At 37.7% G+C, this 16062-nt stretch carries 19 protein-coding genes and 1 pseudogene; 12 read left to right on the top strand and 8 right to left on the bottom strand.

Going from position 1 to position 16062, the window contains the following annotated elements:
* Nucleotides 1-131 precede the first annotated feature (131 nt).
* Nucleotides 132-977: a pyrroline-5-carboxylate reductase gene (proC, locus tag ACE199_RS05370; protein WP_375348880.1), complete on the bottom strand. Its 846-nt coding sequence runs from the start codon at nt 975-977 to the stop codon at nt 132-134.
* A 581-nt stretch (nt 978-1558) separates the two neighbouring features.
* Here proC and ACE199_RS05365 point away from each other — a divergent pair.
* The 4 genes and pseudogenes from ACE199_RS05365 to ACE199_RS05350 all read left to right on the top strand — a co-directional run.
* On the top strand, nt 1559-2521 hold the full coding sequence (locus tag ACE199_RS05365; RefSeq protein WP_375348879.1) for an MBL fold metallo-hydrolase: 963 nt from the start codon (nt 1559-1561) through the stop codon (nt 2519-2521).
* 4 nt (nt 2522-2525) lie between these two features.
* On the top strand, nt 2526-3317 hold the full coding sequence (locus ACE199_RS05360; protein WP_375348878.1) for an SDR family NAD(P)-dependent oxidoreductase: 792 nt from the start codon (nt 2526-2528) through the stop codon (nt 3315-3317).
* A 163-nt stretch (nt 3318-3480) separates the two neighbouring features.
* Nucleotides 3481-3999: a DUF3221 domain-containing protein gene (locus ACE199_RS05355; RefSeq protein ID WP_375348877.1), complete on the top strand. Its 519-nt coding sequence runs from the start codon at nt 3481-3483 to the stop codon at nt 3997-3999.
* Between the two features lie 9 nt (nt 4000-4008).
* Nucleotides 4009-4170: pseudogene (locus ACE199_RS05350) on the top strand (acyl-CoA dehydrogenase family protein); the annotation flags it as partial.
* A gap of 63 nt (nt 4171-4233) precedes the next feature.
* Here ACE199_RS05350 and ACE199_RS05345 read toward each other — a convergent pair.
* The 3 genes from ACE199_RS05345 to ACE199_RS05335 are packed head-to-tail and all read right to left on the bottom strand — an operon-like array spanning nt 4234 to nt 7965.
* Nucleotides 4234-5406: a Ger(x)C family spore germination protein gene (locus tag ACE199_RS05345; RefSeq protein WP_375348876.1), complete on the bottom strand. Its 1173-nt coding sequence runs from the start codon at nt 5404-5406 to the stop codon at nt 4234-4236.
* Entirely contained in the window at nt 5403-6881 is a 1479-nt protein-coding gene (locus ACE199_RS05340; protein ID WP_127761246.1) for a spore germination protein, read from the bottom strand. The genes ACE199_RS05345 and ACE199_RS05340 overlap by 4 nt, the downstream gene beginning before the upstream one ends.
* Nucleotides 6868-7965 (bottom strand): endospore germination permease, encoded by a 1098-nt coding sequence (locus tag ACE199_RS05335; protein ID WP_375348875.1) that lies wholly within the window; start codon nt 7963-7965, stop codon nt 6868-6870. The genes ACE199_RS05340 and ACE199_RS05335 overlap by 14 nt, the downstream gene beginning before the upstream one ends.
* Nucleotides 7966-8086: 121 nt before the next feature.
* Here ACE199_RS05335 and ACE199_RS05330 point away from each other — a divergent pair, with 121 nt between their 5' ends.
* Nucleotides 8087-8407 (top strand): iron-sulfur cluster biosynthesis family protein, encoded by a 321-nt coding sequence (locus ACE199_RS05330; RefSeq protein ID WP_127761244.1) that lies wholly within the window; start codon nt 8087-8089, stop codon nt 8405-8407.
* 62 nt (nt 8408-8469) lie between these two features.
* Here ACE199_RS05330 and ACE199_RS05325 read toward each other — a convergent pair whose 3' ends face one another.
* Nucleotides 8470-8769 (bottom strand): TIGR04104 family putative zinc finger protein, encoded by a 300-nt coding sequence (locus tag ACE199_RS05325; protein WP_375348874.1) that lies wholly within the window; start codon nt 8767-8769, stop codon nt 8470-8472.
* A gap of 2 nt (nt 8770-8771) precedes the next feature.
* Nucleotides 8772-9695 carry an alpha/beta hydrolase gene (locus ACE199_RS05320; RefSeq protein ID WP_375348873.1) on the bottom strand — a complete coding sequence of 308 codons (924 nt, stop codon included), beginning with the start codon at nt 9693-9695 and terminating at the stop codon, nt 8772-8774.
* A gap of 104 nt (nt 9696-9799) precedes the next feature.
* Between ACE199_RS05320 and ACE199_RS05315 the strand changes: the two genes are divergently transcribed.
* Nucleotides 9800-10054 (top strand): YqkE family protein, encoded by a 255-nt coding sequence (locus tag ACE199_RS05315; RefSeq protein ID WP_127761241.1) that lies wholly within the window; start codon nt 9800-9802, stop codon nt 10052-10054.
* Between the two features lie 222 nt (nt 10055-10276).
* Here ACE199_RS05315 and ACE199_RS05310 read toward each other — a convergent pair whose 3' ends face one another.
* Together ACE199_RS05310 and mciZ are read right to left on the bottom strand one after the other, a co-directional pair.
* A complete protein-coding gene (locus ACE199_RS05310) occupies nt 10277-11185 on the bottom strand; it encodes an aldo/keto reductase (protein WP_375348872.1) in 909 nt (302 codons plus the stop codon).
* A 118-nt stretch (nt 11186-11303) separates the two neighbouring features.
* Nucleotides 11304-11462 (bottom strand): Z-ring formation inhibitor MciZ, encoded by a 159-nt coding sequence (gene mciZ / locus ACE199_RS05305; protein ID WP_375348871.1) that lies wholly within the window; start codon nt 11460-11462, stop codon nt 11304-11306.
* Nucleotides 11463-11536: 74 nt separating this feature from the next.
* Here mciZ and ACE199_RS05300 point away from each other — a divergent pair, with 74 nt between their 5' ends.
* The 6 genes from ACE199_RS05300 to xerD all read left to right on the top strand — a co-directional run bounded on the left by ACE199_RS05300 (nt 11537) and on the right by xerD (nt 15901).
* Nucleotides 11537-12088 carry an NUDIX domain-containing protein gene (locus ACE199_RS05300; protein WP_375348870.1) on the top strand — a complete coding sequence of 184 codons (552 nt, stop codon included), beginning with the start codon at nt 11537-11539 and terminating at the stop codon, nt 12086-12088.
* Entirely contained in the window at nt 12089-13252 is a 1164-nt protein-coding gene (locus tag ACE199_RS05295) for an endonuclease Q family protein (protein WP_375348869.1), read from the top strand. It begins immediately after the preceding gene.
* Nucleotides 13253-13309: 57 nt separating this feature from the next.
* Nucleotides 13310-13957, top strand: coding sequence for a stage II sporulation protein M (gene spoIIM, locus ACE199_RS05290; RefSeq protein ID WP_127761236.1), 648 nt, complete (start codon nt 13310-13312; stop codon nt 13955-13957).
* Between the two features lie 158 nt (nt 13958-14115).
* The gene (gene fur, locus ACE199_RS05285) at nt 14116-14577 is read left to right on the top strand and encodes a ferric iron uptake transcriptional regulator (RefSeq protein ID WP_127761235.1); all 462 of its coding nucleotides are present in this window, start codon (nt 14116-14118) and stop codon (nt 14575-14577) included.
* Nucleotides 14578-14777: 200 nt separating this feature from the next.
* Complete coding sequence (locus tag ACE199_RS05280) at nt 14778-15005, top strand: YqzK family protein (protein ID WP_127761234.1); 228 nt, start codon at nt 14778-14780, stop codon at nt 15003-15005.
* 5 nt (nt 15006-15010) lie between these two features.
* Nucleotides 15011-15901 carry a site-specific tyrosine recombinase XerD gene (gene xerD / locus ACE199_RS05275; RefSeq protein ID WP_127761233.1) on the top strand — a complete coding sequence of 297 codons (891 nt, stop codon included), beginning with the start codon at nt 15011-15013 and terminating at the stop codon, nt 15899-15901.
* Nucleotides 15902-16062 lie beyond the last annotated feature (161 nt).

Raw genomic sequence — 16062 nt, 5'->3', positions numbered from 1 at the left:
TGGAAGTTTCACTTTATCCCATACTTAAAGAGTAAAAAGAGCATGAATCAAAAGAGGCATATCCTGTCCCTTTTAATCATGCTCTTTTTATACTTAAGAATCTAGCTAAATTGGCATAAAGTCATGCCAATTTAGCGGGGAACAGCATATTGTGCAAGCTGGTCGCTAATTTGTTTCCCCATTCGTTTGGATTGTACAGTTGCTTCCTCAATGCACGCGATAAAAGCTCGATCGACTTCATAATTTTGTAGTACTTTTAATCCTGCTTCAGTCGTTCCGCCAGGAGACGTCACTTCTTTTCTTAAAGTAGCTGGTGATTTTGTAGAATGCTTAAGCATTTCGGCAGCACCTAGCATTGTTTGAATGATTAATTGTTTAGCAGTACCAGCATCGAGGCCGAGATCTTGTGCTGACTTTTCCATTGCTTCAACAAGATAATATAGGTAAGCAGGGCCGCTGCCGGATAGACCTGTTACAGCGTCTAGCTGCTCTTCTTCAACAACGACGACAGAGCCGATCGTTTCAAAAAGCGTAATCGCTGTTTGACGTTGTTCCGCCGATGTGTACGCATTTGTACTAATCGCTGTGGCTGATTGCCCGACCGTTGCGGACGTATTAGGCATCGCGCGAATAACGGCTACCTCTTTTGCCGCAATTCCCTCAAGGCTTGCGGTATGAACACCTGCTGCAACAGAGACGAGCATCATCTCAGTTGTAATATATGGTTGAATGGATTGCATGGTAGCTAACATATCTTTTGGTTTTACAGCTAGTAAAACAACGTCGGCTTCTTTCATAGCTTCTTGTATATTTCGTGTCCCTGTTACACCATATTTTTCGTTTAAGGATGCTAATCTAGCTTCATTTGATTTGTTTGTCACGTTAATATTTTTAGGATCTACCACTTGTTGGGCTACCAATCCTGAAATAATGGCCTCAGCCATAGAACCTGCCCCAATAAAGGTTATTTTCTTCATTTTCTTTCGCTCCTTTGTTAAAGTCAAAGGCTTTGTTAGCGAATGTAGCCATGTTTAAATCGCATTATGTAACAAAGCCAAATAAAAAAGATCTCTCATCCATAAAGGACGAAAGATCTTGCTTCCGTGGTACCACCTTTGTTCAGCTTTCTCTTTTACGTTCGCTGAAAGCTGCGCTTTAAGATCCTTTAACGTTGGATATACGTCAGGTTTTCCTGAAGGCTCATAAGGTAGGTTCAATACATGAGAGGGTGGTGAAGCCTTGCAGCCAAAAGGGAGCCTCACTCTCTATTCACCGTCATCTATTTACTTGGTCTTACTCATAGCCAAACGATTTAATTACTTGTGATTATGCAGGATAAACAAGTAAACTGTCAATATATAATATATGCGCGATACAAAAAAATAACCATAATTATGCGAAAATAATGACAATGCGGAAGAGAAAATGTAAAATATGGATTACATAAGTGCAAAGCTGTTGTGTAACAGATTTTCAATATCCTGCTTTGTTAAACGCTTTTGTTAATTAACAGCATCGTATAACAAAGTCAAATATAATGTTTAAGGTGGATAAAATAATGGTGAAATGGGAGAATAAGATCGCAAAGATTGCATTGCCGACACCGTTTGCGGTTGGTGATGTAAATGTATATGTTGTAAAAGGAGATGCCCTCACTTTAATTGATACGGGTGTCAAAACGAAGGAGTCAAAAGAAGTACTCGCTGATAAATTAGGCGAATTGGGCTTGAAAATAGGAGATATTGAACAAATCATTTTAACCCATCATCATCCAGATCATGCTGGTGGGCTTGATTTTTTTGACCGAGGTGTGCCGGTATATGGTCACAAAAATAATCAGCGCTGGCTTGAGTTGAGCGATGAGTTCATACACATGCATAATCAATTTTTCCTTGAATACGGCGGTAAGTGTGGGTTGACTGAAGAATTAAAAGATAAATTAATACGCACTCGTGAAGAGAAACGGTTTTTAAGTAATAGAAAGCTGGCTGGATTTTTGGCAGAAGGAGATGAACTACCTGGATTACCTGGGTGGAAGGCGATTGAGACGTTAGGGCATGCACAAAGCCATTTATCGTTTTACCGCGAAAGTGATGCTGTATTAATTGGTGGCGATCACTTGATTGCTAAAGTATCACCGAATCCGATTATGGAGCCACCACTTCTTCCTAATGGAGAGCGTCCGAAGCCATTGCTTCAACATAATGAGTCGCTTAGAAAACTACTCCATCTTCCTATTTCTAAAGTGTACTCTGGTCATGGTGAGGAAGTAGAAGAAGTGAAAGAGTTGATTCACTTTAGGTTGACGCGCCAGCATGACCGCGCGATGCATGTGAAAAAAATGCTCGAAGAAAAGCCATTAACCGTTTTTGAAGTTTGTAAGCAGTTATTCCCGAAAATATACAGCAAAGAGGTCGACTTGACGATGTGGGAAACGGTTGGGCAGTTAGACTATTTAGAAGATTTGGGCGAGATTCAGAGTGAAACTCAATTGGGTTTAACGCTGTTTTCCATTGCGTAATACGATGACGACATTACGAGGGAAAATTGTTGCCATTACAGGAGCTTCTGGTGGATTAGGAAAAGAAATTGCAATTCAAACAGCCAAGCAAGGGGCAAGCGTTGTGTTACTTGCAAGAAGCATGGATAAATTAACAGCGTTACGTACGATGCTTATAGAGATGTTTGGTGTTCATGTATTTGCTTTTCAACTGGATGTTGCGAATTCAAACGAGGTACGAGCCGTTTTTGAGCGAATTGCGAATGAGGTTGGGGAAGTTGATATTTTAGTGAATAATGCAGGGTACGGTATTTTTAAAGAAGCTGCTGAAACCAATATAGATGAAGCTAGAGCAATGTTTGATGTCAATGTACTTGGTCTAATGGCTTGTACAAATAACGTACTTTCTTCGATGAAACGTCGGAAAGCAGGGCATATTATTAATATTGCGTCCCAGGCCGGTAAAATGGCTACACCTAAATCATCGCTCTATTCTGCAACTAAATTTGCTGTACTAGGTTACTCAAATGCGCTGCGAATGGAAGTAAAAGAAGAGGGGATTTCTGTTACAACCGTGAATCCTGGACCTATTGCGACAAACTTTTTTGAAACGGCTGATGAATCGGGTAACTATGTCAAAAGCATTCAAAAATTTATGTTAAAGCCGGAAGCGGTTGCTCAAAAAATTGTTGAATCCATGTTGACCAAGAAACGGGAAATCAACTTACCGGGTTGGATGAATGTGGCGAGTAAGTTGTATTATTTATTTCCCGCAACAGCTGAACTAGTTGGGAAACGAGCTTTTTTCAAGAAATAAAATACTAGCAAGCTGTACTAAAAAGATATACTTTGGTACAGCTTTTTTGTTCAAGGCTATGTTATGGAAGTTTCACTTTATTTTTAATAGCGTTTGTTTCTTGATCCTGCCTTTTGGAAGATGAATGGGTACATATATTTAAAAAACATAAGGAGGCAACATTTTGAAGCGAAAGCTGATAAATTTATTATGTTTGTTTGTGATGATTGGGTTAGTCGGTTGTCACCCTTCTGATACTCAGAAAGAGCGGATTGAAAAAGGGGACACAGGGTTTATTACCGACCTTGATGACAAACGGGTTTTAATTAAAAGTACCTATTATAAGATGACGAAGGAGACTCTTATTCAAGATTTGAAGGGCAGAGAGCTCTCCTATGAGGATTTAGAAATCGGAATGAAAGTGAAGCCGTGGTATATAGGAGAGATTAAAGAATCGTTTCCGGCGAAAACGAAGGCAAAGTTCCTTCTTGTGCTGACCGATGCCCAAAGCATAGCTGAACAAGAGGCCGTCAAGAAAGCGATTGATTATGTAACAGAAGCTGCGAGTCAACGATTTATGGTGCTTCAGGTACTCTATGAGGTGAAGGAAAAAGCTTATAACATTGAGATGATGAATCGTTCTAATACAGACACAAGCTTTACGGTTATGGTAGATGAGCGTAAGAATGAAGTTCTGTATTAATCTGTATAATTAACATTAAAAGCTGTGCAAGCTGATATGCTGCATAATGGAAGGTTATTTGGAAAAAGTAATCCGTCACGAAGATTACGTGAAACCTATTTCTTTGCAAACTTAACTCCAACGGTGAAGCAATTAGAAAAAATGCGACAGAATATAGTGACAATCAAGTAAAAGAAGCTGGCTTGAAAATTTGCATTTTCGAGCCAGCTTCTTTTTCTATTTGCAGAAGTATAATTATTTTCCGAGAATCTCTTTATCTTTAAATGGTTTTGCTTTTAATATGCCTGTGTTGGCAAGCTTAACATCTATATGAATGGCTTGAAGGGCATCTCTGTGTAAATAATCATTTGGCTCATTAAAGTGATGAGCTTGCCAAAATCTGAGCTCTTTTCGATAGAGCGTTCCACCTAAATTAAGCGGGTCAGCGTTGTTTCTTAAGCCTGCTTCAAATGTTTTTCGGATGTCTTGGGCGATTGAAGATTTTAGTGATTTCTCTAGAGCCTTTATACTCTTATGAGACGTAAGTCCTAGAATACGTCCTGATACAGAACAATGAATGATAAATTTTGCTTGATTTCCTTCTATGATTGGTTTAATCTTCGTCTTTGGATGTGCCATGGAAAAATAGGCAAATCCATCTTTTGTTTGGATGTCAACAGGCGTTCTCGTTGTATCTTTTGTCATCCACCGAACACCTGCCAATTCTTCTTCTGAATACCATGGTTTGGATTTATTGTAGAATAAGGTATAGGCACCATCAATGGTGAATGTTTTTAGTTTCTTCTTACTATTATCCTTCCAATCTTTTGCATTCCATGTAATGGATGGGACTATGGCTGTTACTGCTGCTTCTCGATATTTGGCAATAAATTCTTGAATCGTAATGGGCCTGATGAAAGAGCGGTTTCTATATACTTCATCAGGAAAATGAAGCTCAGAATACATAGGAGATAAATTGAAAAAGCCAGTAATCTTAAGAAGCTCATCTATAGGCTTTTTCGTAACAAAAAAATTACTTGAATAACGGATAAAGTTATTACGAAAAGCAGAGTCAATAATGTCATTAATATCCTGCTTTAAGGCATTTTCTGTCAGGATAAACGTATGAACGTGTCCAAGAAATAAACGTTGCTGTGCTGTTTTGTATAAGTTATTAATCGCTTCTGTAATCGTTTTTCCACTATTATGACCTATATAGGATCTTGAAGGAGTAGTTGGCTTTACTTCTTGTTTGGCTACTCCAGCGAAATCAATTAGTTGGACATATACAATATACTTTCCGTCTTTATAATCAACCCCGAAAGTTGTGACATAGTGTATGTCCTGTATGTTTTTTTGATCCCAGCAACCAGATAAGAATAGCAGACAAATCATGAGTACCAAGCCTTTTTTTATAATCCTTTTCATGTTTGCCCTCCTTTTCTTGTTTGATCGATTGTTGATTCGTTCCTTTTGCTCGCCCATTTCCACGGCTTTTTTAAGAAGGAAACAACCATTTTGTGTAGAGTAGCAGGTGAGAAATCATTCATGTATGGAATGCCAAATGATTCTAAGCTTGATAGGAGAGCGGTTGTTATAATAAAACCGATAATTAAGCCATATATGCCAAGAATAGAGCTAAGAAACAGAATCGCAAATCGAAGTACTGTGACAGCACCTGTTAAAGCTTGGTTAACAAGTGTAAATGAAGCAACAGAAGTGATGGCTGCGACTACAAGCATTGTTGGGGATGTTAAGCCTGCACGAATGGCTGCATCTCCTACGATTAATCCTCCAACAACAGCAACCGTTTGTCCAACAGCTTTTGGAAGACGGACGCCTGATTCGCGAAAAAGTTCAAATAATGCAAGCATAAGGAACATTTCCATAGTTGCAGACAGCGGTAAACCAAGACGTGAGACACTGATTGTGGCAAGTAAGGTAAACGGGATTTGTTCGATATTAACGGTAGAAAGCGCGACCCAAAATCCAGGTATTAATATTGAGAGAAAAAAACCTCCAATACGCAAAATTCGCTCAAATGAAACGTAAAAAAAAGGAAGGTTAGAGTCTTCCGCTGTTTTTACTTGTAGAAGTAATGTCGTGGGAGCGACGATAACTGTTGGCTGCCCATCAATAATTAGTATGAATCGCCCTTGATTTAAACACTCGACACAATAATCAGGACGACTTGTATAATCTGTCAGCGGAAAAAGGTTGAGTGTATGTTCTGAGATTAACTCTTGTAGTTGTTGACTACTTGTTAGAATATCAATATTTAGCTCATTTATTTTTGCTGTAACGGTGGTCACTAAAGAAGGTTCAATAATATCATCCATATATAACAGGACAACTTTTGTTTGACTACGTTTACCAACAATGAATTCTTTTACTGTGAGGGTGGAAGTTCGTAATCTTTTTCTGATTAAGGCGACATTGACGGATACATCTTCAATAAAGCCATCGCGTGGTCCACGAATAGACACTTCAAAAGCAGATTCTTCTGGCTGACGATTTGGGACTTCGGGGACGGCAATTGAATATAGTTGTTGTTTTTCTTCAATAAAAATAAGTACTTCTCCACCAAAAATGAATTGGTATAAAGATTCGGAGTTACCATCAAAGGGTATTGAACGAAAATCCATTAAGGTATTTGTAAAGGAGTCATCTCGTTGTTTATTTTTATCTTCTTCAATATAAATAATTTTTTCGAGATCTTCTAAAATATGGTCATTCAATTCTGCCATATTGACGAGACTAGGAGCAAAAAAAACGAGCATTTTGACTGGACGATTGGTCGTACTTGAAAAAATTGTTTTAAAGTGAACATCAGGGCTATTGGAAAATTGATTACGAAAGGTATCATCTGTATATTTTTTAGTTTCGTTTTTAAACAGCTTCATTTTTCTTCACCTTTTTTCTTGGTTTCAATAGGGCACAAATGAAAAACAGAAGTCCGAGTGAGTGTAGAAAATAAGACGTATTTGTAAAATAATAGTTTTTCATAAAGGTGTAAAACGTAATATTGCTCCATGGGATAAGCGGCATGATTACGACTAATAAAGAAAGAAACATAAGAACGATTTTTTTGACAGCTGGTTTTTGAAGATTTAATAAATCGACAATCATAAACATAGGTAAAACAACACGAATAAAGGCACCTGCCAGCCATTGATAAATAGAGAAAAAATCTGTATGTGAAATGTATTTGCCAATTTTTAATAAGCGCCATTGTTCATAAGAAGGATGGCGTAATTCGCTAGATAAAATAGGGCCAAATTCAGCAAGTGCGCCAGTAATCGGCCCAACCATAAGGATGATTAACATAATCGTTAAAGAGACGAGTGTTTTCGCTTTAAACCGTTTGGCATCTGTAAAGTGATGTTGCAAAATAACAAGAAAAAGAAGCTCTAAAAAGCCGTTGGAGGCATAAATAATCGCTTTTGCTCCATGAAAATAGCCTTGTTCAAACAATGGAAATAAAAAATGAAAATTTTTCTTTGGCATATTCCCAGTAGAAACGAGGATGCCTAGTACAACGACAATAGGCAGCAATAGGGCTGAATTAATCGATATAGCACGAAGCCCTGCCTGTGCAAGAAAAAAACAAACAATAGCAAAGGGAAGGACAATTGCAAGTAATGGCGTTTCAAAAAGAAAGCTCGATATAACCCAATCTACCGTATCTTTAATGGTGACGAGTATAATTGATAGTAGATAAAGAATGATCAGCCAAATCGTTACTTTAGCGAATCGTTTTCCTATTCTATTTTCAAGCCATATATGGAAGGGTTCCTGTTGCTTTCGTCGTAAAATAAATAATAAAAAAACAACAAAGAAACAAGCAATTCCGCATGTAACTAACGTCCAAAACCAGGCATCCCGACCAGCTGTATCAAAAAGAATAGGTATAATCATCACATGATTAAAGAGGCCGATGGATAGGGAGAGTACAAAAAACATCTGCGTCGAATCAATTTTTTTCATAATAAAGACTCCGGCTATTTTTTTAATAGCTTAAGCGGAAAAGTGAAAAATATTCAGTAGGGGAATGATTCAACAGAAAACGATGGATTATGTATAATGAATAAGTTAAGGAGGGGCTTATATGTATATCGAATGGACAGAGAAAGCTTTAACGAAAGTAACGGAAAAGATGAATGGAGATAGCGGGTATCTACTATTAAAATACGATACAGATGATTGCGGCTGCGCAGTTAATGGAGTAACCGCGCTGTGGCTCGTTCAGGAGTTGGATGCAGATTTTGAGAAGATTGATACGAATGGTCCAACTATCTATGTAGAGAAGTCGAAAATGATTTATTTAGATGAAATGATGAAAATTGATTTTGTAGAATCAGCGAATTGTTTTATGCTCAAAAGTCCAAATGAAATTTTAAACCCGCGGCTTAGTTTTTATCGGAAATAGTTCACACGAATAAGGCTGTCTTAAAGTTGATTAGTTCTTAAGACAGCCTTGTGTATGTACAACTACCACATTGGCTCATCTTTATTGTTTAGCTTATATAGAAAGGGCATCCCAATCAGTGCTAAAACAATTGTTATGAATTGTAAAGATACAATGATTTTAATAGGTAAGTTGAATGATAATAACGGTATGGAACTTAAGCAAGGCATAACGGACAATAGGCTTATTTGGTTTCTTGACTTTTTTGATATATATTGAAATGTTTCGCAGGAGGAGCATTTGAGCTTATTTTTAAATGTAAACATTTTGCAAAATGTTTCTCTCCAACGCCATTTAGCATAACAATGCTGACAGGTCGGCATAATTAAGCACCCTCCTCTTTATCATAAACATATGTTTCTAAAAATAGTTTAATTTTAGCTTTATATTCTTCAGGATTTTCGTTATAGGACTGGGCATGAGCCCCTTTTTTCGCTAAGTAAAGCTGTTTTGGTCCTTGTTTTTGCTCATATAAGGCTTGTGTCATGGAGGCAGGAATGAAACGGTCGGGTTCACTATGGATAAATAAAACCGGTTTTTGAATATTGTTTACATAGTCAATTGGAGAGACTTCACTTGTCCAGTAGCCATCGCGCAGTTTAATGAAAGCACGACCGATTGGGAAAACAGCCCATGATGGTACAGGAACTTCCTGGCTCATTTGATGTTCAATTTGTTCCTCGAAGTTTGAGAAGGGACAATCAACGATATAAAAATCAGCCGCATCTTCAAGCATCCCAGCGTATAAAAGTGTCGTTACGGCTCCCATCGATTCACCGTGAATACCAAGCATAATGTCGTTTCCTTTGCGTTTCTTTACCTCAGCTATAACGGCTTGTAAATCAAACTTCTCATAGTGACCGTAACTGCTCGTTTTACCGCCGGATTCACCATGACGGCGATGATCGTAGATAACGGCATTAAATCCAAGTTTCATAAACATATCGGCATACTTAAAAGAATTGATTTTATTTTCGGTAACACCGTGACAAATAATGATCCATTTCTTTGTATCATAGGGTTCGATTAATACACATTTTAACGAATAGCCTTCTGGAGAGGGAATGAGGAGTTCTGTTCTTGGTAATGCTTCGAACTCTTTTATGCTAAACCGTTTTGCCTCAATTTCGCGATTTTGTATAAAGACATCTTCTTTTTTCTTCATAAACATAATGCGATTGGACATATACATTCCGATGCCTATTACATAACTTAGAATGCCTGCGATAATAACCCACCATTTTTTCATGAAATTCCCTCCTCTTGCTATTATTGTATCATTCTAAGCAAGAAATCAAAACAGAAGCTGTATCCCATGATATAATAGTGGCAACGTAAGGGAGGGGTTTACTAATGAGCAAAAAACAATCGCGTACTCATACGTCAAAAAAACAAACTCAAGATGATTCCTTAAAATTAGGGGATCTCATTAATGGAGATATCATGTCTAAGCTTCGCCAAACACAAAAAGAATTAACAGAAGCTGCACAGGTAAAAAAAGAAGCAGAAGAAGCGAGAAAGCGCGAAGAACGAAAACGACGCGAGAAAAATAAATCGTTTGAAGAGCTGTTAGAGGAAAGTAATTTAGATTGGAAAAATTATAAATAAAGAAAAGTCCCATATGTCATGAAACAGATATATGGGACTTTTTCGTAGATAAAAAGGAGGTTTTGTTAGATAAAGTGAAACTTCCATCAGTGGAGGGGTCCTTTATCCCCCACCTATCTTCTTTGACTCCTCCTAAGCTTGAGGTGGGGGTCTTACTGCCCGTTAAGTGTGGGATAAATCATAATCTCCGTTGATAAATATAGAATAATCGCAGATAAAGGATTAATCCCGATGGATATGGTACACATTCGCTTTTGTAAGCTGGCGTAATAATTGCAGTTCTTCAGAAGATAGGGCTTTACTTCGAACAGCTTCACAATTTTCACGCAATTGAGCGACAGAACTTGCGCCAGGAATTACAGCGGCGACAGTCGGTTCAGCGAGAACATATTGAAGAGCTGTTTTATTCATTTTTTGAGGAGACAACTTGTCCTTTAATAATGGAAGCAGTTCTTTTAATTCATTATAACTGTAGTCTAAATATCCGTCCGCGTTTAATTTACTTAACATGCGTTCACTTAATAATCCTTTTGCCACAGGCCCTCGGGCGATGATGCTAATGTTTTGTTCTTGTAATAAGGGAAGCCATTCTTCAGGACGACGGTCAAGCAAGCTATATTGCATCATAACTGAATCGATATGAGATTTCGCTGCATATTGTTTAATGACATTTGGTCGAATAGAAGAAATCCCGTAAGCGCGAATATAACCTGCTTTTTTTAAGTCCTCAAATGTATCAATTACTTCGTCTATATTGTCTTCCATTGTTCCTCCATGAAGTTGATACAAATCGATATAATCTGTTCTTAGGCGTGTTAAGCTATCTTTAACGGCTGTTTTGATGTAAGCACTTGAAGCATCCCAACTCCAGCCATCTTGGGCTTCATTCCAACGATTTCCGACTTTCGTTGCGAGGATGACTTGATCTCGGCAGTTTTTTAAAGTTTGACCGACAATGGCTTCATTCATGCCGTAATCATATAAATCAGCTGTATCAAAATACGTAATTCCTTCCTCTAAAGCAGCATGAATAATGTCTGCCGCTTTTTTTTCATCGGTTCCAAGTGACATACAGCCTAATCCGATTTCTGAAACCTTCATTATAGAGCTTCCTAGTTTTCTTGTTTTCATTGTATGTACTCCTATTTCTCATTTTCTTCCTCAGTTTACCTTAATTTTTAGTGAAGCGTGAAATGATTTGTTTTTTCATCATTTCATGAAAAAGAGGCTATTTGCTAGCCTCGATAGATTAAATAGTTTTTCGTTGTGGAGCAACAGTTTGTTGATGAACATCAGTAATCCATTCGTTCACATATCGATAGTGATGTTGCGATTCTTGGAGCTTTTGTTTAATTTCCCACGCTTTACCCGAGAATACAATACCTTTTTCTAACACGTATATTTTCATCAAATCGACCTCCACTGTTATTATGGTAAAATATATGAAGTTTCATGCTAAATAGAACAAAGGAAGTGGACAAGTTGAAAAAATTTGAAGAAAAAACATTGTCGTCACAAAAAATATTTACGGGAAAAGTGATTAGCTTACAGGTAGATGACGTTGAATTACCGAATGGAAAGACAAGTAAGCGGGAAATTATTAAGCATCCAGGTGCGGTTGCGGTCATTGCTATTACAGACGATGGGAAAATTGTGATGGTTGAACAGTATCGAAAAGCAATGGAAAGAAGCTTAGTGGAAATTCCTGCAGGAAAGCTTGAACCAGGGGAAGAGCCATTAAAGACGGCAGAACGTGAATTAGAAGAAGAAACAGGCTATGTATGCGAGCGGATGGAGCATGTCATTTCTTTTTATACATCCCCAGGGTTCGCTGATGAATTAGTGCATGTATATGTCGCTCATCAGTTATCGAAAAAAGAAGATGCTGCGTCATTAGATGAAGATGAATTTGTTGAAGTGATTGAGCTAACACTAGAGGAAGCGCAACAATATATAGAGGAAGAAAAAATTTATGATGCAAAAACAGCGTATGCTGTGCAGTATTTGCAACTAAGGGAGGCACTACAAAAATAGATGAAAGACGTATATGCTGATTTACATATTCATATCGGCAGAACGAAGAGCGGCAAGGCCGTTAAAATTACCGGAAGTAAATCATTAACACTTCAGCATATTCTTGAAGTAGCTAGTCATCGTAAAGGTCTAGATTTAATTGGCATTATTGATTGCCATTCACCGGAAGTAATTGAAGAAATAGAAGAACTTATTCAAATTGGCGAACTATTTGAACTGCCAGGAGGAGGCCTGCGGTTTCAACAGATGACGATTATTCCGGGAGCGGAAATTGAAATTTATGACGAACATTGTTATGGACCGATTCATGTGCTTGGCTTCTTTCCAAGTATTGAAACGATGAAAGTTTTTTCAAATTGGATGAGTGGGTACATGAAAAACATTCATTTAAGCTCACAGCGTATCTATTGTGATGGAGTGACTCTGCAAAATAAGGTTCGTTCATTAGCGGGATTGTTTATTCCAGCGCATGTGTTTACTCCCTTTAAAAGTCTTTATGGAAAAGGGGTCAAGACAAGCTTAAGTGAAGTGTTCGATCCAGCAAAGATTGATGGGATTGAACTAGGCCTTAGCTCGGACACACCGATGGTACAGGATATACAAGAGTTGCAGCAATACGTATTCCTTACAAATTCTGATGCGCATTCATTAGGGAAAATTGCTCGTGAATATCAAAAGCTTCGATTAGAAGAAGCGAGCTTTTCAGAATTGAAAAAAGCGTTGCAAGAAGTAGAGGAGCGAGCTATTGTTGCGAATTATGGCTTGAATCCGCTGCTTGGCAAATATCATGAAACGGTTTGTGGAGAATGCCATCAAAAGGTAAATGCCGGAGAAACATCTTGCCCAGCATGTCACAGTAAACAGATTATCAAGGGAGTTTCAACGAGAATTAAAGAGCTATCTAGTAAAATCGAACATCACCGACCACGCCCGCCTTATATTCATCAAGTACCACTCGATTTTATCCCAGGCCTGGGACCGAAATCATTGGAGCGGTTGCTTCAGGCGTTTGGGACAGAAATGAATATTTTACACCGAGTAGCGATAGAGGAATTAGCCGAGGTTGTTCCCGACAAGCTAGCTCATTATATTGATTTAGCTAGAAATGGGAATTTGTCTTTTGAAGTAGGTGGAGGCGGCAAATACGGGAAAGTTAAAATGTAACGCATAAATCCAAACAACTCACATAGATTCTAGTAAGTGGAGTTGGGAGGATGAAAAATGAAAAAACGATCTGCCGTACAAAATGCCGTAATCCATCATATTACTGAACATTCCTCACTATACGTATTTATTACTGTCCTCTTTTTAATGGGGGTTATTTTTGGAGCCGTGCTTGTGAATAGTTTAAGCTTTACACAAAAAGAAGATTTGTTCTATTATTTATCGCAATTTTTTGGACAAGTTTCAGATGGGCAAATCGCAGCTACACATGAAATGTTTCAACAAAGTGTGCTTCATAACTTGAGATATATTAGTTTCATTTGGATTTTAGGTATTTCGATTATTGGTTTACCAGTCATTTTAATTTTATTATTTTTAAAAGGCATGGTCGTGGGCTTTACAGTTGGTTTTCTAGTCAATCAAATGGGATGGAGTGGATTTTTATTATCCTTTGTTTCCATTTTGCCGCAAAATATTTTTCTTGTACCTGTTTTTATTATTATTAGTGTGTTAGCTGTGTCGTTATCGATGAAAATGATTAGTCGTATTTTTTTAAAACAAATTCGCACACCGTTAAAGCCGGTGATTATGCGTTACATATTTTCTCTTGTTTTTTCACTAGTATTTATAGTAGTGGCAGGAGGAATTGAAGCATATATATCACCCTCTATTATGAAAAGTGTCGTAAGCTTACTTGCTGAGTAATGTAGAAATTGACGTATTTCTACTATAAAAGCTTATCCGTACTATCGTTTAAAAAGTTATTTGGAAAATTTCTTTTTATTTCAGAGGAAATGTATTTTGACAGTTTTCCCTCATTTGATATAATGGAACAGATATAGCGGCGCGGGAGGGAATTACGTATGGAAGAAAGAATAGATAGAATCAAAAAACAGTTGCACTCGTCCAGCTACAAATTGACACCTCAACGAGAAGCGACCGTCCGCGTTTTACTTGAACATGAAGAGGATCATTTAAGTGCTGAAGATGTTTACCTCCTTGTCAAAGAAAAGTCGCCGGAAATTGGCTTAGCAACCGTTTACCGTACATTGGAGTTATTAACGGAATTAAAAATCGTAGATAAAATCAATTTCGGAGATGGAGTATCCCGTTATGATTTAAGACAAGAAGGCGCTGCACATTTTCATCATCATCTTGTTTGTGTTGAATGTGGTGCAGTGGATGAAATTCAAGAAGATTTGCTTGAAGACGTCGAAGCGATTGTAGAGCGTAACTGGAATTTCAAAATAAAAGATCATAGACTAACCTTTCATGGTATTTGTCATCGCTGCCATGATAAAGAAAATGACGATAAAGATGAATAATAGAAAACCTTTTCCTGTACCCGGAAAAGGTTTTCTATTTTTTTACATCTAACAATGGTAACCTGCTTCAAGGCTCTATGAGAAAGGAGTACTGTAGGGAATGAAAATGAAGTTTCAATCTATCTTTCATCTATATGTATAAAACTTGTCTTACTGGGCATAGATTGGACATATAGAGATTGGTTGAGAGGAGAGAGTGAATGAAAGCTTCATTAGCCCTTATACTGCATACTTGTAAAGTTTTAATTCTTTTTGTGGGCTTCACTGTTCTTTTTTATATTGGAATGGTATGGTTAAATCAAGAATATCAAAGTTATCATCGTTACGATGAACCAGAAGGAGCAGCCATTAAAGTAACAAAAGCTGTTGACTCTGATAGCAATACATGGCTTGACCGTTTATTGTTGTTTTATTTAGATGGGGAGTAATGCAAATGGAAGATCAAATACGAGATTTTATTCATTTTTTAACAATTGAAAAAGGACTAGCTAAAAATACGATTGTCTCTTATGAACGTGATTTGAAATCGTATTGGCATTATCTTAAAAATATAGAACAAATTAATGAGTGGAATGATTCTAGGCGAGTCAATATTATGCATTTTTTAGCTCAGTTAAAGGATCAGGGAAAATCGTCGAAAACAGTAGCGCGTCATATTGCTTCCATTCGCTCGTTTCATCAGTTTCTACTTCGTGAAAAAGTAACGAATCAAGATCCAACCGTACATATTGAAACACCGCAGCCTGAGAGAAGTTTGCCAAAGGTACTGAGTATGGAAGAAGTAGAGGCCTTGTTAGAGGCACCGAAAGTGATGGATCATTTCGGACTTCGCGATAAAGCGATGCTTGAGCTTTTATATGCAACTGGGATGAGGGTGAGTGAAATCATTCAACTAGATATAAGTGATGTCCATGCGGCGATGGGGTTTGTTCGCTGTGTCGGGAAAGGGAACAAGGAACGAATTATCCCGATTGGCCAGACGGCATTAACCGCGATTGAAGCCTATTTGCAAAAAGGGAGAGGAAAACTAGCTTCTCATAATCGCACCAATTCGCTCTTTTTAAATCATCATGGCAATCGACTGACGCGCCAAGGTTTTTGGAAAATCCTTAAAAAGTTGACGAAGGAAGCGAATATTGAAAAAGAGATTACACCGCATACACTACGCCATTCGTTTGCAACGCATTTATTAATGAATGGAGCAGATTTGCGTGCTGTTCAAGAAATGCTTGGGCATGCTGATATTTCTACCACTCAAATTTATACGCATATTACGAATGTCCGTATTAAAGATGTGTATTCAAAGTTTCATCCACGTGCTTAGTAGGTACATAGATTAATAGAGAAAGGTCTCTTAGCTGCGGTTGAGAGGCCTAGTTTGTTTTTATCCTGTATTTAACGGACTTTGCTATGAAGCTTCACTATATGATGTGGTCGTAAATTGCTTATTGGTCCTTATGAATGATACTATGATGGGTACAGGTT

Source organism: Peribacillus sp. Hz7 (assembly GCF_042136355.1).
GTDB lineage: Bacteria > Bacillota > Bacilli > Bacillales > DSM-1321 > Peribacillus > Peribacillus asahii_A.
This window is presented reverse-complemented; position numbering and strand designations above follow the sequence as displayed.